19 protein-coding genes are annotated in these 24374 nt (G+C 72.4%); 8 read left to right on the top strand and 11 right to left on the bottom strand.

What is annotated here, in order from left to right; all coding sequences use genetic code 11:
• Window positions 1–389 precede the first annotated feature (389 nt).
• A complete protein-coding gene (locus VGD70_RS00205; RefSeq protein WP_331076831.1) occupies window positions 390–1793 on the top strand; it encodes a CHASE3 domain-containing protein in 1404 nt (467 codons plus the stop codon).
• Window positions 1794–1854: 61 nt separating this feature from the next.
• Here the strand turns inward: VGD70_RS00205 and VGD70_RS00210 are convergent, their stop codons facing one another.
• Genes VGD70_RS00210 through VGD70_RS00220 form a run of 3 tightly spaced genes read right to left on the bottom strand, consistent with a single transcriptional unit; the run spans window position 1855 to window position 4611 of the window.
• The gene (locus VGD70_RS00210) at window positions 1855–3072 is read right to left on the bottom strand and encodes a glycosyltransferase (protein ID WP_331076833.1); all 1218 of its coding nucleotides are present in this window, start codon (window positions 3070–3072) and stop codon (window positions 1855–1857) included.
• On the bottom strand, window positions 3014–3964 hold the full coding sequence (locus VGD70_RS00215; protein WP_331076835.1) for a hypothetical protein: 951 nt from the start codon (window positions 3962–3964) through the stop codon (window positions 3014–3016). Before VGD70_RS00215 ends, VGD70_RS00210 begins: the two co-directional genes overlap by 59 nt.
• Entirely contained in the window at window positions 3961–4611 is a 651-nt protein-coding gene (locus tag VGD70_RS00220; protein WP_331076836.1) for a DUF998 domain-containing protein, read from the bottom strand. The genes VGD70_RS00215 and VGD70_RS00220 overlap by 4 nt, the downstream gene beginning before the upstream one ends.
• Window positions 4612–4857: 246 nt before the next feature.
• Here VGD70_RS00220 and VGD70_RS00225 point away from each other — a divergent pair, with 246 nt between their 5' ends.
• Together VGD70_RS00225 and VGD70_RS00230 are read left to right on the top strand one after the other, a co-directional pair.
• The gene (locus VGD70_RS00225) at window positions 4858–5631 is read left to right on the top strand and encodes a hypothetical protein (RefSeq protein ID WP_331076838.1); all 774 of its coding nucleotides are present in this window, start codon (window positions 4858–4860) and stop codon (window positions 5629–5631) included.
• Window positions 5628–5846, top strand: a complete 219-nt coding sequence (locus VGD70_RS00230; RefSeq protein ID WP_331076839.1) for a hypothetical protein — start codon at window positions 5628–5630, stop codon at window positions 5844–5846. Before VGD70_RS00225 ends, VGD70_RS00230 begins: the two co-directional genes overlap by 4 nt.
• A 53-nt stretch (window positions 5847–5899) precedes the next feature.
• Here VGD70_RS00230 and VGD70_RS00235 read toward each other — a convergent pair whose 3' ends face one another.
• Window positions 5900–7033, bottom strand: coding sequence for a hypothetical protein (locus VGD70_RS00235; RefSeq protein WP_331076841.1), 1134 nt, complete (start codon window positions 7031–7033; stop codon window positions 5900–5902).
• Between the two features lie 186 nt (window positions 7034–7219).
• On the opposite strand from VGD70_RS00235, the gene VGD70_RS00240 reads away from it, so the two are divergent.
• Window positions 7220–7507, top strand: a complete 288-nt coding sequence (locus VGD70_RS00240) for a hypothetical protein (protein WP_331076842.1) — start codon at window positions 7220–7222, stop codon at window positions 7505–7507.
• A 301-nt stretch (window positions 7508–7808) separates the two neighbouring features.
• Here the strand turns inward: VGD70_RS00240 and VGD70_RS00245 are convergent, their stop codons facing one another.
• Together VGD70_RS00245 and VGD70_RS00250 are read right to left on the bottom strand one after the other, a co-directional pair.
• On the bottom strand, window positions 7809–8666 hold the full coding sequence (locus VGD70_RS00245; RefSeq protein ID WP_331076843.1) for an aldo/keto reductase: 858 nt from the start codon (window positions 8664–8666) through the stop codon (window positions 7809–7811).
• A 33-nt stretch (window positions 8667–8699) separates the two neighbouring features.
• Window positions 8700–9602 (bottom strand): LysR family transcriptional regulator, encoded by a 903-nt coding sequence (locus VGD70_RS00250; protein ID WP_331076845.1) that lies wholly within the window; start codon window positions 9600–9602, stop codon window positions 8700–8702.
• Between the two features lie 188 nt (window positions 9603–9790).
• On the opposite strand from VGD70_RS00250, the gene VGD70_RS00255 reads away from it, so the two are divergent.
• The gene (locus VGD70_RS00255; RefSeq protein WP_331076847.1) at window positions 9791–10681 is read left to right on the top strand and encodes an SDR family oxidoreductase; all 891 of its coding nucleotides are present in this window, start codon (window positions 9791–9793) and stop codon (window positions 10679–10681) included.
• A 117-nt stretch (window positions 10682–10798) separates the two neighbouring features.
• Entirely contained in the window at window positions 10799–12346 is a 1548-nt protein-coding gene (locus VGD70_RS00260) for an alpha/beta hydrolase (protein ID WP_331076849.1), read from the top strand.
• Window positions 12347–12388: 42 nt separating this feature from the next.
• Here VGD70_RS00260 and VGD70_RS00265 read toward each other — a convergent pair whose 3' ends face one another.
• Both VGD70_RS00265 and VGD70_RS00270 read right to left on the bottom strand, forming a co-directional pair.
• Window positions 12389–14737, bottom strand: a complete 2349-nt coding sequence (locus VGD70_RS00265; RefSeq protein WP_331076851.1) for an FdhF/YdeP family oxidoreductase — start codon at window positions 14735–14737, stop codon at window positions 12389–12391.
• Window positions 14734–16947, bottom strand: coding sequence for an FUSC family protein (locus VGD70_RS00270; protein ID WP_331076853.1), 2214 nt, complete (start codon window positions 16945–16947; stop codon window positions 14734–14736). The genes VGD70_RS00265 and VGD70_RS00270 overlap by 4 nt, the downstream gene beginning before the upstream one ends.
• A 135-nt stretch (window positions 16948–17082) precedes the next feature.
• On the opposite strand from VGD70_RS00270, the gene VGD70_RS00275 reads away from it, so the two are divergent.
• Window positions 17083–17943: an NAD(P)-dependent oxidoreductase gene (locus VGD70_RS00275; RefSeq protein WP_331076855.1), complete on the top strand. Its 861-nt coding sequence runs from the start codon at window positions 17083–17085 to the stop codon at window positions 17941–17943.
• Window positions 17944–17952: 9 nt separating this feature from the next.
• Here the strand turns inward: VGD70_RS00275 and VGD70_RS00280 are convergent, their stop codons facing one another.
• Window positions 17953–19170, bottom strand: coding sequence for a cytochrome d ubiquinol oxidase subunit II (locus tag VGD70_RS00280; RefSeq protein WP_331076857.1), 1218 nt, complete (start codon window positions 19168–19170; stop codon window positions 17953–17955).
• Window positions 19163–20521 carry a cytochrome ubiquinol oxidase subunit I gene (locus VGD70_RS00285; RefSeq protein WP_331076859.1) on the bottom strand — a complete coding sequence of 453 codons (1359 nt, stop codon included), beginning with the start codon at window positions 20519–20521 and terminating at the stop codon, window positions 19163–19165. The genes VGD70_RS00280 and VGD70_RS00285 overlap by 8 nt, the downstream gene beginning before the upstream one ends.
• A gap of 283 nt (window positions 20522–20804) precedes the next feature.
• Between VGD70_RS00285 and VGD70_RS00290 the strand changes: the two genes are divergently transcribed.
• Window positions 20805–23204: an MFS transporter gene (locus VGD70_RS00290; RefSeq protein ID WP_331076861.1), complete on the top strand. Its 2400-nt coding sequence runs from the start codon at window positions 20805–20807 to the stop codon at window positions 23202–23204.
• A 172-nt stretch (window positions 23205–23376) separates the two neighbouring features.
• Here VGD70_RS00290 and frc read toward each other — a convergent pair.
• Window positions 23377–24374, bottom strand: a 998-nt coding sequence (gene frc / locus VGD70_RS00295) for a formyl-CoA transferase (protein WP_331076862.1), incomplete at its 5' end; no start/stop codon positions are given.

Below are 24374 nucleotides of genomic sequence, written 5' to 3' on the forward strand. Positions count from 1 at the left end.
CGGTCAAGAGGGCCCAGCATCGCCAGCGACACCAGGCCAGCAGACCGCCTCACTCAGCCGTCGGCATCACTCCTCCCAGCAAGACCGGGCACCGGCGCCGACCAGCCACAACCACCTAACCCACCGGCATTGGGACTAGCCCGCCTCCCCGGGATTGACAGCGTGCGTTGCGTCCCAGCGAATAGTGCGGGTATCGAGGTGGGTGGTGGCTGGGTGCCGTCACGGTCCCCTGAGGTTCCGGTAGTCGGCGTGGTCGGCGCAGGACTTCCTTCACACGATGATCTACGAGACAGGCCTTAGTCCTACGGCCGACTGGCTTCGTCGACAGACGCGGCCATTTGGCCGCATCCGCTAGGCTGCCCTATTGGCACCGACCGGAGGCTGACGACGTGCGGGTCGGACTCACTCTGCGTCTCGCCGCCGCCAGCGCGCTGCTGGCGGTGGTGGTCGGTAGCGCGTTCGTGGTCATGATCTCCTCCTCCGCGCAGCTGCGTGACCTGCAGCAGCAGGCACACCGCTCCGAAGACGTGCTGGTGGTCGCCAACCAGCTCGAACGGTTCGTCGTCGACCTGGAGACCGGCCAACGCGGGTTCGTCATCACCGGCACGCAGAACCTGCTCGAACCCTGGCGGGCCGCCCGCGCCGCCATCCCGGCCGAGCTCGGCCAGCTCACCCGGATGGTCGCGGACAACCCCGGCCAGCACGCCATCGCCGACCGCATCGCCACGGCCATCAACTCCTACGTGCGCGACTACTCCCTCCCCCTGGTGGCCCTGGCCCAACGCGACCCGCCCGCCGCCCGCACCACCGCCGTCACCGAGGAAGGCAAGCGCCTCCTCGACGCCATCCGGGTCGACTTCGACCAGTTCCTCACCACCGAGAACACCCTCGCCACCCAGCGCCAGGACCGCGCCGACGCGGCGGACCACCGCTCCACCGTGGCCGCGACGGCCGGCCTCGCCGGCTCGGTGCTGCTCATCGCCGCGTTCGGCACCTACCTGACCATGGTCATCGCCAGGCCGGTCCGCCGCGCCGCCGCCATGGCCAGACGCATCGCCGGGGGCGACCTGAGCAGCCGCCTACCCGAGCACAGCCCCGGCGAGATCGGTGCGCTCCAGCACAGCTTCAACACCATGTCGGGCTCGCTGCGGCACAGCCGCGCCGAGCTCGCGGCCTCCCGCACCCGCATCGTCGCCGCCGCCGACCAGGAACGCCGGCGCATCGAGCGCGACCTCCACGACGGCATCCAGCAACGGCTCGTCTCCCTCGTCCTCGACCTCCACGACATCGAGGCGGAGCCCGACGGGGGCAGGGGGGTGGGCCGCGTCGCCGACGAGCTCACCACCGCCCTCGACGAGCTGCGCGAGCTGTCCCGGGGTATCCACCCGGCCATCCTCACCGCCGGCGGCCTGCGCGCCGCGATCAAGGCGCTCGCCCGCCGCGCCACCGTCCCGGTCGAGCTCGAGGTGGACGTCCCCGCGCGACTCCCCGATCCCGTCGAGGTCGCCGCCTACTACGTCGTCTCCGAGGCGCTCGCCAACACCGCCAAGCACGCCAACGCCACGACCGTCCACATTCGCCTCCACACCCGCGAAAGCCGGCTCCGCCTCACGATCCGGGACGACGGCGACGGCGGCGCGGTCCCCGGACGCGGCAGTGGCCTCATCGGACTCACCGACCGCGTCGAAGCCCTCAGCGGCACGCTCACCGTCACCAGCCCGGCGGGCGACGGCACCACCCTGGTCGTCGAGCTACCACTGGAACCCGCGGAGTCGACCTCGACGGGCCAGTAGCCGAGCGCCCTCGCACCGCCGATCCCGGCCAGGTCTCCTTGTTGGCACTCGGGTCGCCGCTTCAGGCGGCGAGCGTGGGTTGGACCGCCGACGACGTGACCGTGCTGATCGTGGCCCGGTAGAGGCTTTCGAACGCGTCCACGGTGCGCTGGATGTCGTGCCCGGCGATGATCTTGCGGCTGGCCAGGCCCATGGCGGTGCGCGCCGCCGGCCCGTCGGCGAGCTCGGCCAGCGCGGCGGCGAGCAGCGTGACGTTTCCCGGCGGGTACAGGAACCCGTTGACGCCGGGCCGGACGAGGTGCGGCAGCGCCATGGCGTCCGCGGCGACCACCGGCAGGCCCGCGGCCATCGCCTCCATGGTCGCCAGGCTCTGCAGCTCGGCGGTGCCGGGCATGCAGAACACGTCGGCGCGCTGGTAGGCGGCGACCAGCTCGTCGTCGGAGACGAAGCCGTGGAACCGGACGCGCGACGCCACGCCGAGGTCCTCGGCGAGCGCGGTCAGGCTCGCCCGGCAGGCGCCGTCGCCGACGATGTCGAGCCGCACGTCCGGCACCACCGCCGCGGCCCGGATGAGCTCGTCGACGTTCTTCTCCTTGTCCAGGCGCCCGACGAACAACACCGACACCGGCGTCGCCCCGGCGCGGGTCCGCGAGGCCGGGTAGTGGCCGAGGTCGATTCCGCAGGAGATCGCCAGCGGGTCGCCGGGCAGGCCGTTGTCGGTGAGCAACCGCACCGCCCGCGGGGTGGGCGCGGTGACGGCCTGCGCGCGGCGATACACCCGGACCAGGTCGCGCCAGGCCCAGCGCGCCACCGGCGCCCGGAGCGGGCGGGGAAGGGGCGCGTAGCCGAGCAGGTTCTCCGGCATGAAGTGGTTTGTCGCGACCACCGGCACGCCGTACGCGGCGGCCGCCCGCAGCGTCGACCGGCCGACAGCGAAATGGGACTGCACGTGCACGACGTCCGGCCGCAGCAGGGCGAGCAGGGGTGCCACGGCCCGCGACGCTCCCCACGGCGTGCTGACCCGGAAGGTCGGATGGAACGGGGTGCCCAGGGACGGTATGCGGTGCACGGTGATCTCGCCGTCAGCGTCGGTGGCGCCGACGGTGGCGCCGTCGGTGGCTGTGGTGCCGGCGTGCGCCGGACTGACCACGTGCACCTCGTGGCCGCGGCGGGCGAGGCCGCGGGCGAGGCGCTCGGCGAAGTGCGCGGCGCCGTTCACGTCAGGTGGGAACGTGTCTGCGGCGATCAGGATGCGCAGCGCGGGGCCGGTCTTGGACATGTCGTTCTCCTTGGGAGATGGGCCGCGGATCCGGGACGGACCGCGCGAGAACGATCACCGCGCCGATGGCGACGGCGGCGAGGGCGAGCTGCGCGGCTGCGAGCGCCGGGCCGACGCCGGCCGCCTCGCGATAGGCGCCGAGGCCGATGGCGACGGCGGTGAGCGGGTCGATCACGGTGGTGGCCGCGATGACCAGGGCGGGCGGGCCGGCCGCGTAGGCCTGGTGCAGCAACCACCCGCCGACGAGCATCAGCAGGCCGGACTCCGCGGCGAGCCCGACTCCGGCGGCGATGTCGTGCGAGCCGATCACGCCGACCGACGCCGCCCTGGTCAGCGCCGACCCGGTGCCGAACAGCACGGCCGCGGCCGCCGCGGTGACCAGGCTCCTGGCCCGGCCGCGGGCTCGCATGCCCACGGCGGCCAGGACAACCGCGCCGACCACGACCAGCTGCGCCGACCCCGACCGCGCCAGGTCCGCCGCCGACGCCCCGCCGACCGTGCCACCGACCGTGCCGCTGAGCGAGGCCAGCACGACGAACCCGCCGACGCCGCCACAGACAGCGATCATGGCCGTGCGGACCCGGGGCGCCACGGCGAGGCCCCGGGCCCTGGCGCCCAGCACCACGGTCAGGACCAGGCTGAGCACACCGATGGGCTGCACGATCACCAACGGCGCGAGGGACAAGGCGGTCACGTGCAGAGCGGTTCCGGTCACCGCGAGACCGGATCCGGCCAGCCACCGGCGGGAGCGGATCGCCCGCGCCAGTGCGCGGACGCCGAGGTACTCGCCCGTGCCGGTGGCCCGGACAGCGCCGTGCTGCAGCGCGACCGCGCCGGCGAAACAACAGGCCGCGAGCACCGCGAAGCAGGCGGCGACGACGGTCAGCGTCATCGGGCCGCCCGTCGCACGGTCACGGCCAGCATGATCAGCAGCGCCGCCTCCGCGCCCAGCGCGAGACGTTCCAGCAGTCCCTGCGGAAGGGGCGCCACCTGGGACAGTCCGAACGCCACCGCCGTCACCACGGTCGCGGTGGCGAACCGGCGGATCCACCCGGCCGAGAGCGTCCACTGTGGATGGTTCAGGAGCGACCGGGCGAGCTGCCGGCCGGCCAGCGGGAGGCAGGTGAGGAACACCGCGCCGCCGAGGCGGTGGAGCTCACCCGACACGGTCGGGTCGCTCGCGAGCCGGCTGGCGGGAAACACCGCGCAGATCAGCATCCCGGCGGCCCACAGTCCGAAGAGGACGCGAACGCTCCGACTCCTCGGCATGCCGACGCCCGTCATCCCGGCGGTCAAGGCCAGCCCGCCGAGGACCATCAGCAGCACCGCCAGGACGAACAACGGTTCGCCAGGACCGTAGAAGACGTAGTCACTGACCGGGTCGGCCACCGGGTCGACCCGGTGCAGCAGCACGACGTCGAGGTAGCCGACCACCAGCGAGGCGGCACAGACCAGGACGATCCCCAGCCGGGCGTACCTCCCGGCCACGGACCGCCCAGCTCGCCGGCGGGCGGTGACGGGGACTGCCGTCTGTGTCATGGCTTTCCCCTTCGGTCACCGGTCGTGCCTGGGCATCACCAACGATCGCGTTCGGACCGAACCGCGTCATCACGGCGAGCGCCCATCCGCACTGGCGGCTAGCGGGAATCCGCGGACTGCGGGTGGCGGTAACCGAGGACTGCCGCTGGCGGCGATGCCCGCACGAGGCGATCGCGCGATGCTGGCCGGGAGTCCTGATCGACACCGGACGCGGGTCAGGCGCCGGGTAAGGCGAAGGGTTGGGTCATGGGTGTCGGTGCGGTCTGGGGACTGGCCATCGCCACGTTCGTGGCGGCGGCGGTGGAGGTCGTCGAGGCGTTCACCGTCGTGCTGGCCATGGGCGTGACCAGGAGCTGGCGCTCCGCCTTGGTGGGCAGCGCCGCCGCGCTGGTGGCGCTCGCCGGGTTCACCGCGGTGACCGGCTACGCGCTGGTGACGTGGTTGCCGCGCTCGGCGCTACAGCTGACGGTCGGCACGCTGCTGCTGATCTTCGGGCTGCAGTGGCTGCGCAAGGCGATCCTGCGCAGCTCCGGGCGCAAGGCGGAGCACGACGAGGACGAGGCGTTCCGGCGGCAGAGCGAGGCCGCCCGCGCCGCCGGCGGCCAGCGGCGCCTCGGGCTGGACTGGTTCGCGTTCCTCGTCAGCTTCAAGGCCACGTTCCTGGAAGGCGTCGAGGTCGTCTTCATCGTCATCACGTTCGGCCTCAACGCCGGCAACGTGCCGGTCGCGGTCGCCGCCGCCGGCGCGGCGGTGGTGGTCGTGGTGGCCGCCGGCGCGGTCGCCCGCGCGCCGCTGTCGCGGGTGCCGGAGAACACCCTCAAGTACGGCGTCGGCCTGATGCTGGCCACGTTCGGCACGTTCTGGGCGGTGGAGGGGCTCGGCGCGTTGCGCCCCGGCGGCGCGAGCCTGACCTGGCCCGGCGCGGACGCCGCCATCCTCGTCCTGCTCGCCGCCTGGTTCCTGCTCTCCCGCGGGCTGATCACCCGCTACCGACGTGTCCCCGAGGGAGTCGCACGATGACGTTCGTGAAGGCGTTCTTCCGTTTCTGGTACGACTTCGTCATCGGCGACGACTGGAAGATCGCCGCATCCGTGGTCATCGCGCTGCTGGCCGGCGCGCTCGCCGTCACCGCCGGAGCCGGCAACGCCCCCCTGCTCCCACCGCTGCTCGCCGTCGCCATCGGCGCCACCTTCACCGCGGCGCTGCTGATCGACACTCCCCCACACCGGCGCTGAGGCCCGTCGGAGCTGACGGCGGGTACACCGCCTGAGCGACGGTCGGGAGGGCCTCAGCCGAACTCGTCGCCGAGCTTGGTGCCGATCGTGCCGTGCAGCGACACGGTGGCGGACGCCGTGCCGCTGTGCGCGATCTGGTTGGTGGCGACGTTCAGCAGGACGTAGGTGATGTTCGTCGTGGCCACCACCGAGAACTTGTCCTTGAACCACAGTGGACGGTCGGTGACGATCTGCGCGCCGGATCCCGCGACACCCTTCACCAGCAACACGTGGTCGATCTTCCCGGTGTGCAGTCCTTCGTACAGCGCGGCGTTGGTCAGGGTGGACCGGGTCGACCCGGTGGGAACGGTCTGCACGGAGATGGTGAACGCGTCGATGGCCGCGATGAGCGTCTTGATCCGCTCCTTGCGCGCGATCCACTCGGCCTCGTAGCCCGCCGGCACGGCCACCTGCGCCGCCTCGACCAGGCTCCCCCGTTTCGTGCCCAGCTCGCCGAGCCGCTCGTCTATCGCACCGGGCCCACGCATCCGGAAGTCGTCGTGCACCACGTCGTAGTCGCGCTGCGCGTCGATGAGGGCCCCGATCACGTTCGCCGCCGCCGACAGGTCGTCCACCGAGGTCGCGAACGTCGACACGGCGCGCTTCGCGGCCAGCATGCCGAGCACGGACGGGATGAGATCGGCGACGACGCCGACCGCGGCCAGCTCGGTCATGGGCGGCGGCCACTCCTGCGCCAGCAGCTGGGTGGCCGCGGCGTGCAGCTCGTCCAGCGAGTTCCGCACGGCGAGGTAGGCGGCATCGCTGGTCGCGAGGTCGGTCTCGCTGGTCACCAGAATCGACTTCGCGGCCGGCGCCTTGCCGTGCACCACGGCGACGACCTTCTCCGCCGCCGACCGCAGGCCCTTCATCGCCAGCGCACCGCCGAGGATCGGTTGTTCCCCGGAGACGGTGGTCCCGCTGGGCGAGACGCCCGCCGGACCCGACACCAGGTTGGTCCACTGGCTGCTCCGCGCGTCGTCGGAGCTCTTGTTGGCCGTCGCGATCGCGCTCTCGTTCTCGGCCTCCCGGCGCCGGCGAGCGAGCTCGCTGGTCCACTCGGCGAGCTCCCTCCTCTTCTGCTCGGCGTTGAGCTTCGCGAGCTCCGCCTCCGCCTGGGCCTTTTCGGTTGCCGAGTCCGCTTGGGTCACAACGCCTCCCGGGACGAGCTGGTGTCTATTACTCGCCCCGGGAGCGCCGGGCATTACGGGCGGCGTCCCGGTCGCCGGCGGCGGGTGAGGTTTCTCCGTGCGGCGTGCAACGGTTCGGCCGGGTGCGCCGTTAAGGGGTGCGATCACACGTCGAGTCGCGGATCGGGAGTGAGTCGGTGGAGTTCGGTGAATACATGGTCCGGCGGCGTCGCCTGGTGTGACAACCCCGACCCGGCCAGCTGCACCGTGCGCCGCCTCCCCGACGGCTCCTCGCTGGCCACCTCCCACACGGCACTGGCGGGCGCGCCGAACGGGGTCACCTACCAGGCCAACCTCATCCGCCCCGACGGCGTCGCGATCCTCATGCACGTCAGCAACGAGCGCTCCCCCAAGGGCGCCAGCGAGGTGCTCGCCCCGCGCCCACCGCTGACCGTCGACCAGCTGGTCGCGATCGTCACCTCCGACCGCTGGTGACAGCCGGCCGTCACGACGAGGCGCCGAGCTCGGCACAGAGCTGATCGAGCTCGGCGCCATGGGCCTCGAGCAACGACCGGACCGGGTGCGGGCCGATCTGGGCGAACAGGTCATGGCGGCGGCTCCCGGTACCCAGCGGGTCGCGGGCATCGCTTCCGCCACACTCAGCGCCCCGAAGCTCGCCTCGATCCGCCGCCGCACCTCACCATGCGGCTGGGCCTCATCGGCACCGTCTACTTCGGACGCTCGGCGACCGGCGACTCCGGGACCGCCGCGGGGACCAGCCTGGTCATCGGCCTGTTCACCGCGGCCCTGCTGCTGTGCTTCCCGCTGCCACGACGGCGAGACGGTCGTAGTGAGCCGGGGTCAGGTGCAGGTCCGCCGCGGCGACGTTCTCCGCAAGGTGCTCGATCCGGGCGGTACCCGGGATCGGGAGGATGACCGGGGAGCGGTCGAGGAGCCAGGCGAGCGCGACCTGCGCGGGGGTGGCGCCGAGCTCGGCCGCCACGGCGGCGAGCTCGGCTGTCGCGCCCGACGCCGCCCCGGCGATGGGCCGCCACGGCAGGAACGCGATCCCCGCCGCCTCGCAGGCCGCGAGCACGGGCTCGTGCTCGCGGTCGAGCAGGCTGTAGCGGTTCTGCACGCTCACGATGTCGACGATCTCCCGCGCCTGCCCGAGCTCGGCGACGGTGACCTCGGACAACCCGATGCGGCCGATCTTGCCCGCGGTCCGGAGTTCGCCCAGTGCGCCGAGCTGGTCGGCGAGCGGTACCTCCGGGTCGATGCGGTGCAGCTGGAGCAGCTCGATCCGCTCGACGCGCAGCCGGCGGAGGGCCTGGTCGACCTGGTCACGCACGACGTCCGGTCGCCCGTCGAGCTTCCACGCGCCGTCGGGGCCCGACCGCGCGACGCCGACCTTGGTGGTGATGAGCAGCTCGTCCCGGTAGGGGTACAGGGCCTCGGCGAGGAGCTCCTCGTTGGCTCCCCCGCCGTACAGGTGGGCGGTGTCGATCAGCGTGACCCCCAGCTCGACCGCCCGCCGGGCAACCGCGACAGACGCCTCCCGGAGGGGCCCCGGCTCGGTCGGCAGCTGCATCGCCCCGAACCCGAGCCGCCGCACGCTCAAGTCCCCACCGATCCGAAAACTGCGCGATGTCATCCGCTGTCCCCGCCCCTCGCTCGAGAGACAACGTTAACGGTCGGCCGGGGCGGGGCCGGTGAGGTGGGCCTGGGCGGTCTTGCGGAACGCCGCCACGAGGCGGTTGTGGTCGTCGGCGCGGGTGGCCAGGACCACGTGGACCGGGTCGACGCCGTGCAGGGGGACCGTGGTGAGGTCGGGGCGCCGGACCGCGCCGGCCGGGACGATCGCCACCGCCAGCCCCGCGGCGATGAGCTCGTTCTTGTCCTCGACGGCGTCGACTAAGGGGCCGTCGGGTGCCGGACTTCCGTCCGGTCGTGGGTCGATGCGCCAGTAGGCGTTCCAGGCCGGGTCGGCGGCCAGCCGGGGCAGGGGTTCGTCGGCTATGTCGTCCAGGGTGACGGACTCCTTGCCGGCCAGGCGGTGGTCCAGCGGCACCAGCAGCACCCGGGGCTCGTCGTAGAGGATCGTCACGTGCAGCTGGTCGGTCGGGAACGGCAGCCGGGTCACCGCCGCGTCCACCCGGTGGTCGAGCAGCGCCGGGCGCGGGTCGTTCCACGCCAGGTGCAGCGCCTGCACGTCGGCGTCCGGGTGCTGGCGGCGCAGGTCGCGCACGGCCGGGGTGACGATGTGGTTCGTGGTGTAGCCGATGGTGATGCGGCTGGGCTGGGCGGCGGCCCGGGTGGCGGCCGCGGCCTGGCCGGCCGATCGCAGCAATGCCTTGGCACGCGGCAGGAAGACCTCCCCGGCCTCGGTGAGCCGGCTGCCTTGCGGGGTGCGGTCCAGCAGACGCGCACCCAGTTGCTGCTCGAGGCGGCGGATCTGCCGGCTCAGGGACGGCTGCGCGAGCCGGAGGGCGGCGGCGGCGCGACCGAAGTGCCGGTGCTCGGCGACGACGGTGAAGTAGCGCACCAGCCGCAGGTCGAGGTCCGCCGGAGGCGACAGCGAGTCGGACATACCCCTACGGTAACCAGCGACCTCGCCGAGCGGCGCCTCGGCAGCCAGCTGAGCAGCGATGATGTTCGATCGGTATCGCTTGATACGAAACAGGCCTTGGACGGCGGCCCCGGCCGTTCCTAGCGTGGAGGTACGAGCCCGCCACCTTCTGGTGCCGGGACCGACTCGAAGAACCAAGGGGTTTCACCATGCGTGTGTTTGTCACGGGCGCGACGGGATTCATCGGCTCCGCGGTCGTCCGCGAGCTACTCGACGCGGGCCATGAGGTCCTCGGCCTCGCCCGGTCGGACACGTCCGCCGCGGCATTGACCGCGGCCGGCGCCGAGATCCACCGGGGCGCCCTCGACGACCTCGACAGCCTCCGCGGCGGCGCGGACGCCGCGGACGGCGTCATCCACCTCGCCTACGTGCACGACTTCTCCGACATCGAGGCCTCCGGCGTCATCGACCTGCGTGCCGTCGAGGCGATCGGGGCCGCGCTCGCAGGCTCCGGCAAGCCGTTCGTCAACACCTCCGGAACGCTGGCGGTCACGCCGGGGCGCGCCGGGACGGAGGAGGACGCCGGGTCGGACGGCGTGCGCCGGGGCGACTCGGAGAACGCGACCCTGGCGCTGGCCGAACGCGGCGTGCGGCCCTCGGTCGTGCGGCTGCCGCCGTCCGTGCACGGCGAGGGCGACAAGCACGGCTTCGTCCCGAGCCTGATCGGCATCGCCCGCGCGAAGGGCGTGTCGGCCTACGTCGGCGACGGCTCGAACCGTTGGCCCGCGGTGCATCGGCTCGACGCCGCGCGCCTGTACCGGCTGGCCGTGGAGGCCGCCCCGGCCGGCTCGCGACTGCACGGCGTCGGCGAGGAGGGCGTGCCGTTCCGGGACATCGCCGAGGCCATCGGCGGCTTGCTGGCGCTACCGGTCGCCGGCATCGCCGCCGAGGACGCGGCCGAGCACTTCGGCTGGCTCTCCGCCATGGTGGCCCTCGACAACCCGACGTCGAGCGCGCTGACCCGGCAACGCCTGGGCTGGCGGCCGGAGGGGCCCGCGCTGATCGCGGACATCGAGAAAGGCCATTACGTCACCGACTGAACGGCCCCGGCCCGTTCTGGTTTGCTGACCCCGTTTCCTGGCAACCGAGACCTCACGGCGGCATGATGGGCGGCGTCGTGTCGCATCTGTTGCACACACGGGAAATGGGGGCTCCACATGGGGAAGCGAAGCTTGCTCGCGTTGTTGGCGGGCACACTGTTAGCGGCAGGTGCGGTGATCGTGCCGGGGACGGCGGCCGCCGTGCCGACCGCTGTGCCGACCGCCGTGCCGACCGCCGTGCCGACCGGCACGCCGAGCGTGAACTGGCAGCCCTGTCCCGACGCGGACGGCGTCGACTGCGCGACCATCGAGGTCCCGCTGGACTGGGCGAGGCCGAGGGGCGAGAAGATCCACCTCGGGCTCGCCCGCCGCAAGGCCACCGACCCGAAGCACCGGATCGGCTCGATCCTCGTGGACCCGGGCGGTCCCGGCGGCTCCGGCGTCGCGATGATCAAGGTCTTCGAACCGTTCACCGACGCGGTCAACGCCCGGTTCGACCGGGTCGGGTTCGACCCGCGCGGCATCAACACGAGCAGCCAGGTCCTCTGCGACGTCGACCTGGCCGGCCAGGTGAACGCCGCGAAACACCCGACCAGCCAGGCCGAGTTCGACGAGCTGGCGAGCATGAACCGGGCGCTGCACGACAGCTGCCGGGAGAACTCCGGACCGCTGGCGGACCACGTGGACAACCTCCACACCGTGCGGGACATGGACGCCGTCCGCGCGGCGCTCGGCGAGCGCAAGCTGACGTTCCTCGGCTACTCCTACGGCAGCCTGATGGGCCAGCAGTACGCGGAGCGGTTCCCGCACCGGGTGCGTGCGCTCGTCATGGACGGCAACATGAACCACAGCATCGACAACGTGTGGGACTTCATGCGCAGCGAGACCGCGCCGGTGGAGCAGGCGTTCCTGGAGTTCGCCGCCTGGTGCGAGAGCACGCGGACCTGCGCGCTGTACGGGCTCGACACCAAGGCCGTGTACGCCGACCTGAAGGCCCGCGCCAGGGCCGGCACCCTCGTCGACCCGGACGGCGTGCCCGTCGGCTTCTACGACCTGGCCCGGTACGGGTTCCTCACCGTCTTCCCGCAGGCGTGGGGCGACATCGCGAGCGTCCTGCGGTCACTGCGGGACGGCACCGGCACCACCGCGTCGATCTCCGCGTTCGGGGAGATCGGCAACGACCCGTACCCGTCGATCTGGTGCGGCGACTGGCGCTGGAAGGTGCGTGACTACGCGGAGTACGCCGGTTTGCGGGCCCGGCTCGCGCAGAAGTTCCCGAACGTCGAGTGGTCGCCGTACGTCGACCACTCGATGACGTGCGTCGGCAGCGGGACCAGGACCACCAACCCGCAGCGGCCGCTGCGCGTCCACGGCGCGCCACCGCTGGTGATGGTCGGCAACGTGCACGACCCGGCGACCGTGTACGAGTGGAACCTCGCCGCCGCGAGGCAGAGCGGCGCACGGCTGATCACCTACGAAGGCTGGGGCCACACGGCGTACGGCAACGGCGGCCCGAGCGAGTGCGTGAACGCCGCCGTCGACGCGTACCTGATCGACCTCGAGCCGCCGGAGTGGGGCCTGCGCTGCCCGTCGACCGACCAGCCGGCACTGGCCACCACGGCCACCCCGCGACGGCCGGTCGCCGGCCCGTACCGCGTCGGATGACCGGAGCGCGGGGCCCGGGCACGCGACCGGGCCCCGCGCTTCTCACCGGGCCGGCGTCACCTCGACGACGAGGTGTTTCGTCACGGGCTGGCCGCTTTGCGTGCTCACGTCGGCGATTCCACAGAGGACGTTGAGCTCCGGCATGTAGCCCGCGGCGCAGCTGGGCGGGATCTGGTGGCGGACGGCCCGGTAGCCGTACACCGTTCGCCGCGTGCCGTCCTTGGAGAAGCTCGTGATGTCGACGAGGTCGAAGTCCTCGAGGCCGCGGTCGCGCATGTCCTGCTCGTTCAGGAACACGACCGTGCGGATGCCCTGGATACCCCGGTAGCGGTCGTCGTTCGAGTAGATGGTGGTGTTGAACTGGTCGTGCGCCCGGACCGTGGTCAGGAGCAGCCGGCCTTCGCCGGGGTCGACGTCGTCGGGGAGCGGCGCGGGCGAGAACTCGGCGCGACCGGACGGGGTCTGGAACACGCGCTCGCGTGCCAGCTGGCGGAGGCGGAACCCGTGCGGGTGGCGGGCGCGGGCGTTGAAGTCCTCGAACCCGTCCAGCACGCGGGCCATCGTGTCGCGGATCCGGTCGTAGTCGTCGACGTAGTCCTGCCAGGGCGTCTTGGTGTCCGGCAGCGTGGCCGCGGCCATGCCCGCGATGATCGCGCACTCGGAACGCAGGTGCGGCGAGGAGGGCTTCTTCATCCCGTAGGAGATGTGCACCATCGACATCGCGTCCTCGACGGTGACCCCCTGCACGCCGCCGGCCTGGTCGTCCTTGTCGGTTCGGGCCAGGCACGGCAGGATCAGCGCGCGCTTGCCGTGCACGAGGTGGCTGCGGTTGAGCTTGGTGCTCACCTGCACGGTCAGGTCGCAGTTGCGCAGCGCCTCGTACGTGTAGGGCTGGTCCGGGGTGGCAAGCGCGAAGTTGCCGCCCAGCGCGACGAACACCTTCAGGTCGCCGCGCCGCATCGCCTCGATCGTCTCGACGGTGCCCAGCCCGTGCTCGCGCGGCGGATCGATCCCGCACACCTCGGCGAGCCGGTCGAGGAAGACCTTGTCCGGCCGGTGGTTGATGCCGCAGGTGCGGTTCCCCTGCACGTTGCTGTGCCCGCGGATGGGGCACGGCCCCGCTCCTTCGCGGCCGATGTTTCCCCGCAGCAGCAACAGGTTGACGATCTCGGCGACCGTGTCGACGCCGTGCTCGTGCTGCGTGAGGCCCAGGCACCAGGCGATGATCACGCGCTTCGATCCGAGGTACGAGTCGGCGAGCGCGCGGATGCCGGCCTCGTCCACGCCGGCGTCGCGGACGAGGTCTGCCCAGGAGGTGGCTTCCACCAGCGCGCGATACTCGTCGACGCCGTGGGTGTAGCGCTCGATGAAGTCCCGGTCGAGCACGTCCGGGTCCTTCTCCGCCGCCTCGAAGACGGCCTTGGCGACGCCGCGCAGCAGGGCCAGGTCGCCGCCGATGCGCACCTGCACGTTCATCGTGCCGGTCTCGGTCGTGTGGAAGGTCGCCATGTTGACGAACTCGTGCGGCACGATCGTCCGCCGCGACGCCGCTTCGATCAACGGGTTGATGTGCACGAGCTGCGCGCCGCGCCGGTCGGCCTCGGCCAGCCAGGTCAGCATCCTCGGCGCGTTCGTCGCGGCGTTGTCGCCCATCAACCAGATCGCGTCCGCCTGCTCCCAGTCGTCGAGGTCGACCGTGCCCTTGCCACTGCCGATCGCCGCCGTCAGCGCGCGACCGCTCGCCTCGTGACACATGTTGGAGCAGTCGGGCAGGTTGTTCGTGCCGAACTCGCGCACCCAGAGCTGGTAAAGGAAAGTCGCCTCGTTGGACAGGCGCCCGGACGTGTAGAACGACGCCTGGTGCGGGCCGGCCAACCCGCGTAGCGCGCTTCCGGCCAGTGCGAAGGCATCGGCCCAGGAGATCGGCTCGTACCTGTCGCTGACCGGGTTGTAGCTCATCGGCTCGGCGAGCCGGCCCACCGCCTCGAGGTCGTAGTCGCTCCACCCGGCCAGCTCGCTGACGGTGTGGGCGGCGAAGAAGTCGCGGCCGGCCTTCGCGGGCGCGAGCTCCCAGGTGACGTGCTTCGTGCCGTTCTCGCAGATGTCCAGGCGCAGCCCGCTCGGGTCGTCGGGCCAGGCGCAGCCCGGGCAGTCGAACCCACCGTCCTGGTGGTTCATGACGAACATCGCGCGAAAGCCCTCCAGCGGCTCGCCCGCCCGTTCGAGCACGTGCGCGACGCTGCGCGCGGCACCCCAGCCCGCGGCGGGGTGGTGGTAGTCGTGGCGGGAGTAGCGGCCTGGCGCGGGTCCGCGGCCGAGCGCGGGCACGTTCGGTACCGCGCCCAACATCCGCTGCTCGCGGTCGTGGCTGTCATCGGTTGGCGATGTCATCGGTGCTCTCTTTCCCCGGAGGTGTGGAGAATGCGGTCGTCGGCGGGCGCCTCGCCGGCGTGGCCGAGGTCCGTCGCGAACGTGACGACCACCTGGTCGGTGCGGCGCAGCAGCCGGGCCGTGGTGAGCAGCGCGGCGCGGCGGTCCGGGTCGGCGACGCGCGCGGCGTAGGCCTCCGCGGCGTCGACCGTCACCTCGGCGGAGGAGATCGGCCCGGCGTCGCGGCGACGCAGCACCTGGCGCAGCGCGTCGAGGTTGGCCCGGACACCGGCGGTCGCGGGCCGCAGGGTCGGCGCCCACCCGGGCTCGCGAAGGTCGCCGGCGACCTGAGCCAGCCTGCGGGCGTAGTGGTCGACGGCGGTGAGCACCCGCACCGTGCGCTGGTAGCTGGACCGCCCGCGGCGCCACGCCAGTGGGCTGTCCAGCGGCTTGGCCCGCTCGCGCAGCGTGCTCAACGCCTGGTGCAGGTCCTGGGTGAGCAGTCCCGGCAGGCGGGCCGGCAGCCGACCGAGGATCCGGTCGACGGACACGGCCAGCACGGCGTCGGCCGCGTCCACCACGTCGTCGAGGGCTTCGCCGAACGCCTCCCGGGTCCGTTTCGGCAGCACCAGGTACGCGGCGAGCATGCCCATCGCGGCGCCGACGGCGGTCTCCTCGATCCGCAACACCAACGTCTGCACGCTGAACAGCCCGATCAGTCCATACAGGACAGCCAGCACCGCCGTGATCCACATCGCGAGCATCGTCTGCGAGATCCGGGCGAGGTACAGCGCGAGGAACGCGCAGCCGAACATCGCCAGCAGAGCAAGCCCCTCGTGGCCGCTGACCAGGACGGCCAGGGCCATGCCCGCCAGCACGCCGCCGATGGTCCCGGTGGTGCGCTGCCAGCCCCGGCTGAGCACGTCGCCGCGGCTGCTGGTGCCGGCGAACACGAGAAACGCGGTCAGCACCGCCCAGTACCAGCGCGCCGGCGAAACCAGCTCGCCGACGACGATCGCCAGGCTTGTCGCGACGCCGACCTGGATGGCCTGCCGGGTGCTCAGCCGCAGTGCGCGCGGCGACGCGGTGGCGGCACCGGAACCCACCGGCTCGTCCGGGTCGGCGGGCTCGTCCGGCGGCGGGCCGGCCGCCGCGTCGTCGGCTGTCGTCGGGGCCTGCCCGTTCGCGCGCCGGGCGGCCTGCAGCGCGTTCGCCAGGCGGATCACCCCGAACGCGACCCGTTGCGTGCGGTACGGGTGTCCCTCGGTCTCGGCGGCCAGCGGGGAGACGCCGCGCCGGGCCTCGTCGAGCTGCGCGACGACCCGCGCCGGCGGGGTGCCGGTGGCCGAGGCCGCCTCGAGGCCACGCAGCCCCGCCAGCAGCACCCGCCGGCTGTCGGCGTCCACCGGCGCGTGCCGCACCAGCTGCGCGGTCCCGGTGGCGAGGCCCTCGGCGGCCAGCTCGGCGTCGAGGATCGCGAGGGTGAGGGCCTCGTCGTCGCCGCCCGCGAAGTCCTCCCGGTGCCGTTCCACGGCGTCGGCCAGCAGCAGCGCGGTGTCGTTCAGCAGGGCGCGGCGGCGCGAGAGCTCGCGCAGCTCGTCGTCGACGGCGTCCGGCCGGGCCACCAGCAGGTCCGCGACCGCGTCGACGAGCCCGTGCACGCGGGCACGGAACGCGCGGACGAGCCGGTCGAGGGTGCGCGGCGGCCGCTCGGGGAACACCCATCCGCACAGCAGCAGCGTCGAGCCGATCCCGGTCGCGGCCGCGAGCAGCAGCCAGGGCAGCTGCGCCACCGTGACATGCAGGAACTGGGTGAGGAAGTAGGGCATGAACGCGCCCATGCCCAGCGCGAAGCCGCGCGGGCCGAAGCGGCGGACGTAGACGGCGATCATGGTGACGACGACGAACACCGCGTCGGCGAGGATCCGGTGCGGCACCAGCATCGTCCCGACCACGATCGAGACCATGGCCGGGCCGAGCATGAGCAGCATCGTCACCCGCAGTCGTGGCACGTCGGGCTCGTTCACGGCGATCTTGGCGAACATCGCCAACACGCCCGCGAACAGCTCCACGGTCACCGGTTGCCCGGTCAGTGCCCGCACGCCGGTCATCACCACGGTCGCGAGCACCATCGACGCCGTCCCGATGGCGGCCATCCGCAGCCGCACCAGGCCCGGATCGACGCCGCTCACCATGGTGCGCAGCTCTGCGACCGACCGGCGCCATCCCATCGACTCAGTTTCGCAGTCGGAAACGGGCATGTCGTTGCAGCCAGCAGGAAGCCGCACTGGGTGCTGGCTGCGACGACGACCCGGCGCCGGCGGGCCAGTCTCGAGGATGTCGTGATACCGAAGGAGGAGGCCGGGATGGACGTCGCCGTGCTGGGGATGGGACGGATGGGCCGCGCGATCGCGGGGCGGTTGCTCGAGGACGGCCACCGGGTGGCGGTGTGGAACCGTTCGCCCGGCAGGGCGGCCGAGATCGTGGCCGCCGGCGGCCGGGAGGCGCCCGGCGTCGCCTCCGCCGTCGAGGGTGCCGACGTCGCGATCACCATGCTGGCCAACGATTCCGCGGTCAGGACCGTCGCCATCGGGGAGCTGCGGCCGGCGCTCGCGGACCGGACCGTCTACGTCGACTGCTCGACGGTGTCGCCCACGCTCAGCAGCGAGCTCGCCGCCGCCTTCCCCGCTCGCTTCCTCGCCCTGCCGGTACTCGGCAGCCCGGTCGCGGTACGCGCGGGCCAGGCGGTGTACCTCGCGGGCGGACCCGGCGAGCTCCTGGACCGCCTGGGGCCGCTGCTCGCGTCGCTGTCGAGCACCGTGCAGCGCTATGACACCGCGGCGCTGGCCATCACCGCCAAGCTGGCGACCAACCTGTTGCTGCTGGCGGACATCGTCGCCCTGGCCGAGGCATTCGCCGTCGGCCGCGCCGGCGGCCTCACCGACGAGCAGCTTCGTGCGCTCCTGGGCGCCAGCCCCATGGTCGCGCCCGGGTTGAAGAACCGCTTCGAGGGTGTGCTGACCGGCTCGCAGGAGGGGTGGTGGAGCACCGGGCTCGGCGCCAAGGACGCCGGCCTGGCAATCGGCATCGCCCAGGCGGCCGAGGTGGAGCTGCCGGGTGCCGTGGTGGCGCGGAGCCTCTACGAGAGGGCGGCGGCCCTGGGACTGGACCAGGCCGACGTCGCCGCCGTGGCCACGCTCTACCAGCCCGGAGCCGTCCGGACGTGACACGGCGGGTCACGTCCGCTCGGGTGGTTCCGTCGCCGTGAGAGCAAAGGTGGACACGGCGCCGGCGAACAGGCAGACGATGCCGAGGACGCGGGCCCAGCCGTCGCCGACCACGACGGTCACGCCGACGCCGAGCACCAGCGTGGTGACCGCTGTGGCCGCGAGCAGGCGCGGTTTCCGTTGCCGGGCATGGTGGGGCTTGCCCGGGACGGGCACGTCGGGGACGTCCGCCGGGTCGAAGCGGCCCCGGAGGACGAGGCGGAACAGCAGCACCAGCGAGGGAACCAGCACGACCGCGCCGACCACGACGGCGACGATGACGGCGATCAGCGTGGAGCGGCCGGCGGCGGCCTGGTCGATCGTGAGCCCGGGCAGGAGGCGGGGCCTCTGCGCCAGGGCCCAGCCGACGAGGATCGCCGCGACGGCGAGGGCCGCCGAGGCGCGGGCGAGGCCGAAGTGGTTGCGCCAGACCAGGAACAGGGTCGTCAGTCCCGCGGCCGCGGAGACGATGATCATCGCGACGCCACCGTCACTGGTCAGCCCGTCGAACAGGGCGGGGGCGTCGAAGCGGACGACGACCAGGCCGGCGACCGCGAGCGCGCCCGCGCACACGCCCGACCAGAGGGCGCGGGCGCGGAAGTCGCGCTCCAGCGTCGGCTCCCCCAGCCGGTGCGCGTCGGCGGCGAGGTAGACCGCGGCGAGGTAGGCACCGGTGGCGACGGCCAGCGCGCCGATGACCACCGAGGTGGGGTTGAGCCAGCTGGTGACGGGGTCGCCCGCGGCGTTGCCGACGGGGACACGGCCGGAGGCGATCCCACCCACGACCGTGCCCAGCGCGAACGGCGTCAGCACCGAGGACAGCGCGAACAGGTTCTCGATCACGCGCTGACCGCGGGCTCCCTCGAGCTGACCGCGCAGCGCGTAGGACGCCCCGCGCAGGACGATCCCGACCACGGCGATGAACAACGGCACCGCCAGGGTGGACGTGATCGACCCGAAGGCGCGCGGGTAGGCCGTCCAGGTCACCACGAGGACGAAGATCAGCCAGACGTGGTTCGCCTCCCAGACCGGCCCCATGGCGTGGCGTGCGTGGTCGCGGGTCGCCGTGCGGCCGGCGCGGCCGGGTCCGGCGAGCAGCGTCCAGAGCCCGGCGCCGAAGTCCGCGCCGGCCAGGACCGTGTAGGCGACGAGACCGGCCAGGATGAAGACCATCGGGATCTCAGCCATCCTGGTGGTCCTCCTCCAGCGGCACGCGCCGGAACCGGCGCAGCAGCAACCAGACCGCGGTCGCCAGGCCCGCGTAGACGAGGACGAGAGTGGCGTAGCCGACCGGGATCCCGCTCGCGCCGGTCACCGCGTCCGTGGTGCGCATGACCCCGTAGACGATCCAGGGCTGGCGCCCGACCTCGGTGGTGATCCAGCCGGCGATGAGCGCGACCACCGACAACGGACCCGCCAGCACGACGGCGCGGTAGAACCAGCGTGACCGGGGCAGCCGTTTGCGGCGCAGGCGGGTGTAGAGGTAAACGGCGCCCAGCAGGGCCAGCAGCGTCCCGATGCCCACCATCGTCTGGAAGGCGAAGCGCACGACGTTGACCGGTGGCCGGTCCTGCGGGGCTACCGCGTCGAGGCCTTGGACCGTCGCGTTGGGATCGTGGAAGGCCAGCAGCGACAGCAGGCGCGGGATCTCGATGCCGTAGACGACCTCGTGGCCGTTGTACCAGCCCAGCAGGTGCTCGGGTGCGCCGCTGGTGGTCGGGCCGAGCCCTTCGAGCGCCGCCAGCTTCGTCGGTTGCGCGACGGCGACCTCACGTGCGGCCCAGTCCCCGATCACGACCTGCAGCGGCGCGGCGATCGCCGCGGCGGACAGCGCGATCGTGAGCGCCATCCGCTCGTAACGGCCCCTGCGTCCGCGCAGGAAGCCCCAGGCGTAGGTGGCGGCCACGAGGAAACCGGCGACGATGTATCCGGCGAAATACATGTGCACGAACTCGTGCCAGAAATAGGAGTTGCCGAACAGCGCCGACCACGGGTGCGCGTTGACCGCACTGCCGTCCCGCAGCTCGAACCCACCGGGGTGGTTCATCCAGCCGTTGACGGAGATCACGAACAGCGATCCCGTCACGCCGGCGATCGCGACCGGGATGCCGGACAGGAAGTGCGGCCTCGGCGGCAGGCGGTCCCAGCCGTAGACGTAGATCGCGATGAAGATCGCCTCGACGAAGAACGAGAAACCTTCGAGCGTGAAACCCAGCCCGAACACGTTGCCGAAACCGGCCATGAACTCCGGCCACAACAGCCCCAGCTCGAAACTGAGAATTGTTCCCGTCACGACGCCCACGGCGAACAGCGCCAGCATCACCTTCGACCAGCGCCGGGCCAGCGTCCGGAACAGCGCGTCCCCGGTCCGCAGGTAGCGCCACTCGGCGAACAGGACCATCGCGGGGAAGGCGATCCCGAAGCACACCAAGGGAATGTGCACGGCGAGCGACAGTGCCTGCAGCTGCCGCGCCTGCACGAGATAGTCCTGGTCGACCGAGGCGAGTACGCCGCCGACGGTCCCGAGGACCGCGGTCACGTCGGCACCCGAGCGACACCCGATCGAGCTTGGGACATGCGGCTGAGCATTGCCATCAGCGGCCTCCGCTGTTGTGGTTTCGCCGCGTCGTGCGTCTCTCTCATGGTGCGCTGCCGAGAAGCATCGCGCACCTTGGCTGCGACGCACCTACCGCTGGCAGGAGTGCGGTGATTCCCGGTAGCACCCGGGCCAGTTGGGCGCTGCCCCCGACGACACAGCCGGGCACACAAGCGATGGTGTGGTGAGCCCGTGGGTCCGCGGTCCATCGACAGGGGACGGTTTCATGACATCCACTCGCCTCGACGCGCGCGTCGAGCCAGCCCCGGCCGAGCCGCCGGGCCCTGCCCACCACGGTCACGCCCGCGCCGGGCGGCCCAGGAACCACTGGTGGGTGCTGGCCGTGGTCGGCCTCGCCCAGCTCATGGTCGTGCTCGACGGGACGATCGTGAACATCGCGCTGCCGTCGGCCCAGCAGGCTCTGCACTTCACCGACGACGGGCGGCAGTGGATCGTCACCGCCTACTCGCTGGCCTTCGGCAGCCTGCTGCTGCTCGGCGGCCGGCTCTCCGACCTCTTCGGACGCAAGACCACCTTCGTCATCGGCATCATCGGCTTCGCCAGCGCGTCGGCGGTGGGCGGCGCGGCCACCACCTTCACCATGCTCGTGGCCGCCCGCACGACCCAGGGCCTCTTCGGCGCGCTGCTCGCCCCGGCCGCGCTCTCCTTGCTCACCACGACGTTTCCCGGCGGCAAGGAACGCGCCAGGGCGTTCGGCATCTACGGCGCCATCGCCGGTTCCGGCGCCGCCATCGGCCTGGTGCTCGGCGGTCTGCTCACCGAGTACCTGGACTGGCGCTGGACGTTGTACGTCAACGACATCATCGCGGTCTTCGCGCTCACCGGTGCGCTCGTGTTCCTCCGCCGGTCCGTCCCGGCGCAGCGGCCCCGGCTGGACGTCCCCGGCGTGGTGCTCGTCTCCGGCGGCCTGTTCTGCGTCGTCTTCGGCTTCAGCAACGCGAGCACGCACTCCTGGGGCAGCACGTCGACCTGGGGCTTCCTGGTCGCCGGTGCGGTCCTCCTGCTCGCCTTCTTCCGCTGGCAGGGCCGCGCGTCGCATCCCCTGCTCCCGCTGCGCGTGCTGGCCGACCGCAACCGCGGCGCCGCCCTCACCACCGTGCTCATCGCCTCCGCCGGCATGTTCGGCGTCTTCCTCTTCCTCACCTACTACCTGCAGGGGACACTGGGCTACTCGCCGGTGCGCAACGGTGTCGCGTTCCTGCCGATGGTGGGCATCCTGATGGTGACGGCCCAGCTCTCCACCAACTGGCTGGTGCCGAGGATCGGCCCGAAGGTGATCGTGCCGATCGGCATGCTGCTGGCCGCGAGCGGCATGGTCTGGCTGACCCGCCTCGGCCTGCACAGCACCTACGCCGCCCACGTGCTGCCGCCGCTGCTGCTGATCGGGCTGGGCCTCGGCCTGTCCATGCCCGCGGCGATGAGCCGGGCGACGCTCGGCGTGCGGATGGCCGACCAGGGCGTGGCCTCGGCCACCACGAACGCCACCCAGCAGGTGGGTGGCTCGATCAGCACCGCCCTGCTCAACACCCTGGTCGCCAGCGCCGCGGTCACCTTCGTGCGGAGCCACCCGACCGACCCGCTGGTCCAGGCGGACGCCGCGCTGCACAGCTATGCCACCGCCTACTGGTGGTCGGGCGGCTTCTTCGCCGTCGGCGCGATCGTCACGATGCTGCTCTTCCGCCGCAAGGACGCGGACCCGCCGGTGGTGGCGACCGCCACCCAGCCGCTGCCGGCGCAGCCACTGCCGGGCCAGGCACTGCCGGGCCGGCCACTGCCGCCCCGGCCGCTGCCGGCGCACGCCGGGAACGGCTCCGCCCCGGTGCCGTCCCGCAACGGCGCGGTGGTGGCCGCGAGCAGCACGCTCATGCACGGCCGGATCCTGGACGGTGCGGGTGCGCCCGTGCCGCACGCGGTGATCACGCTGCTCGACCCGGCGGGCCGACAGCTCGCCCGCGCCACCGCGCGCGCGGACGGCTCGTACGCGGTGGACGTCCCCACCGGGCGCGGCGTGGTGCTCATCGGCTCGGCGTCCGCTCACCAGCCGCAGGTCGCCACGCTGACGGTGGGCAGCGCGCCGATCGCGTACGACCTGGTGATGCTCGCCGGCGCGGGTGGCCTCACCGGCACCGTGCGCGACGCGGACGGCACCCCGCTGGCCGGCGCCCGGGTGGTGGCCACCGACCGGCGCGACGAGACCACCACCACCGGCCCGAACGGCGGCTACCGGATCGACGGCCTGCTCCCGGGCCGCTACACCGTCACGGTGAACGCAGCCGGCCATCGCCCGGCGAGCGAGGTGGTCTCCGTCTCCGGCGCGAGCACCCGCCACGACGTCGAGCTCCGCCGCGCGGCGAGCGTGCGGGGAACGGTGCGCGCGCAGGACGGCCGCCCGCTCAAGGACGCCCGGGTGACCCTGCTGGACGCCACCGGCAACGTCGTCACGACCCAGCCCACCGCCGAGGACGGGGTGTACGCCTTCACCGACCTCCCCGGCAACGAGTACACCCTGATCGCGACCGGCTATCCGCCGGTGGCGACCCCGATCACCCTCAACGGCGACGACCACGACCGCTTCGACCTCGTCCTGGGGCGCGAGGAGCGGTAGGCGCGAACCCACGGGCCCGGCGGCGGCGGCCGTCCAACCGCACCATGTCCACCCCAGGTCCACAGTGGATGAATGGCGGCGAGGAACCGGCGCCCGCCGGGTAACCCTCAGGTTTTCGAGCGACACAAAGGTGCCCCGCGAGCGAGGCTCGCAGGGCACCTGTCCACTGAGGTCAGCGGACGACGTGTTCGGCGTGCATGCGGGCGATCGCGTCCGCGTCGTAGCCGAGGCCGGCCAGGACCTCGTCGGTGTGTTCGCCGAGCAGGGGGGCGCCGGTGATCTCCGGGGTGAAGTCCGAGAACTTGATGACGCTCCCGACCGTCAGGTACGTGCCGCGCTCCTTCTGGTCGACCTCGACGACCGTGCCGCTCTTGCGCAGGTCGGCGTCCTCGGCGAGCTCCTTCATGCTCAGCACCGGCGCGCAGGGCACCTCGTACCTGCGCAGGATGTCGACCGCCTCGTACTTGGTCTTGTCGGCCAGCCACGTCTCGATGTCGGCGAAGATGTCGAACAGGCGCGGCTGACGGGCCACGGCGGTGTTGTAGGCGGGGTCGTCGGTCCACTCGGGCTTGCCGATGGCCTCGCACGTCCGCGCCCAGTTCTGCTCCTGGAGCGTGAAGTAGATGTAGGCGTTGGGGTCGGTCTCCCACCCCTTGCACTTGAGCACCCAGCCCGGCTGGCCGCCGCCGCCCGCGTTGCCGCCGCGGGGCACGACGTCGGTGAACGTGCCGTTCGGGTACTGCGGGTACTCCTCGAGGTAGCCCACCCGCTCGAGCCGCTGCTGGTCGCGCAGCTTGACCCGGCACAGGTTCAGCACGGCGTCCTGCATGGACACCGACACCTTCTGGCCCGTGCCGGTCTTCTCGCGGTCGAGCAGCGCGGTGAGAATGCCGATCAGCAGGTGCATCCCGCTGTTGCTGTCGCCGAGGGCGGCGGCGCTGACCGTCGGCGGACCGTCCCAGAAGCCGGTGGTCGAGGCGGCGCCACCGGCGCACTGCGCGACGTTCTCGTAGACCTTGAGGTCCGACCAGGACGAGTCGTCGTTGAACCCCTTGACCGAGCCGAAGATGAGGCGCGGGTTGAGCTCGTGGAGGAACTCCCACGACAGGCCCATCCGGTCCATGGCCCCCGGCGCGAAGTTCTCGACCAGGATGTCGGCGTCCCGGATCA

The organism is Actinophytocola sp. (assembly GCF_036402745.1).
Classification (GTDB): domain Bacteria; phylum Actinomycetota; class Actinomycetes; order Mycobacteriales; family Pseudonocardiaceae; genus Actinophytocola.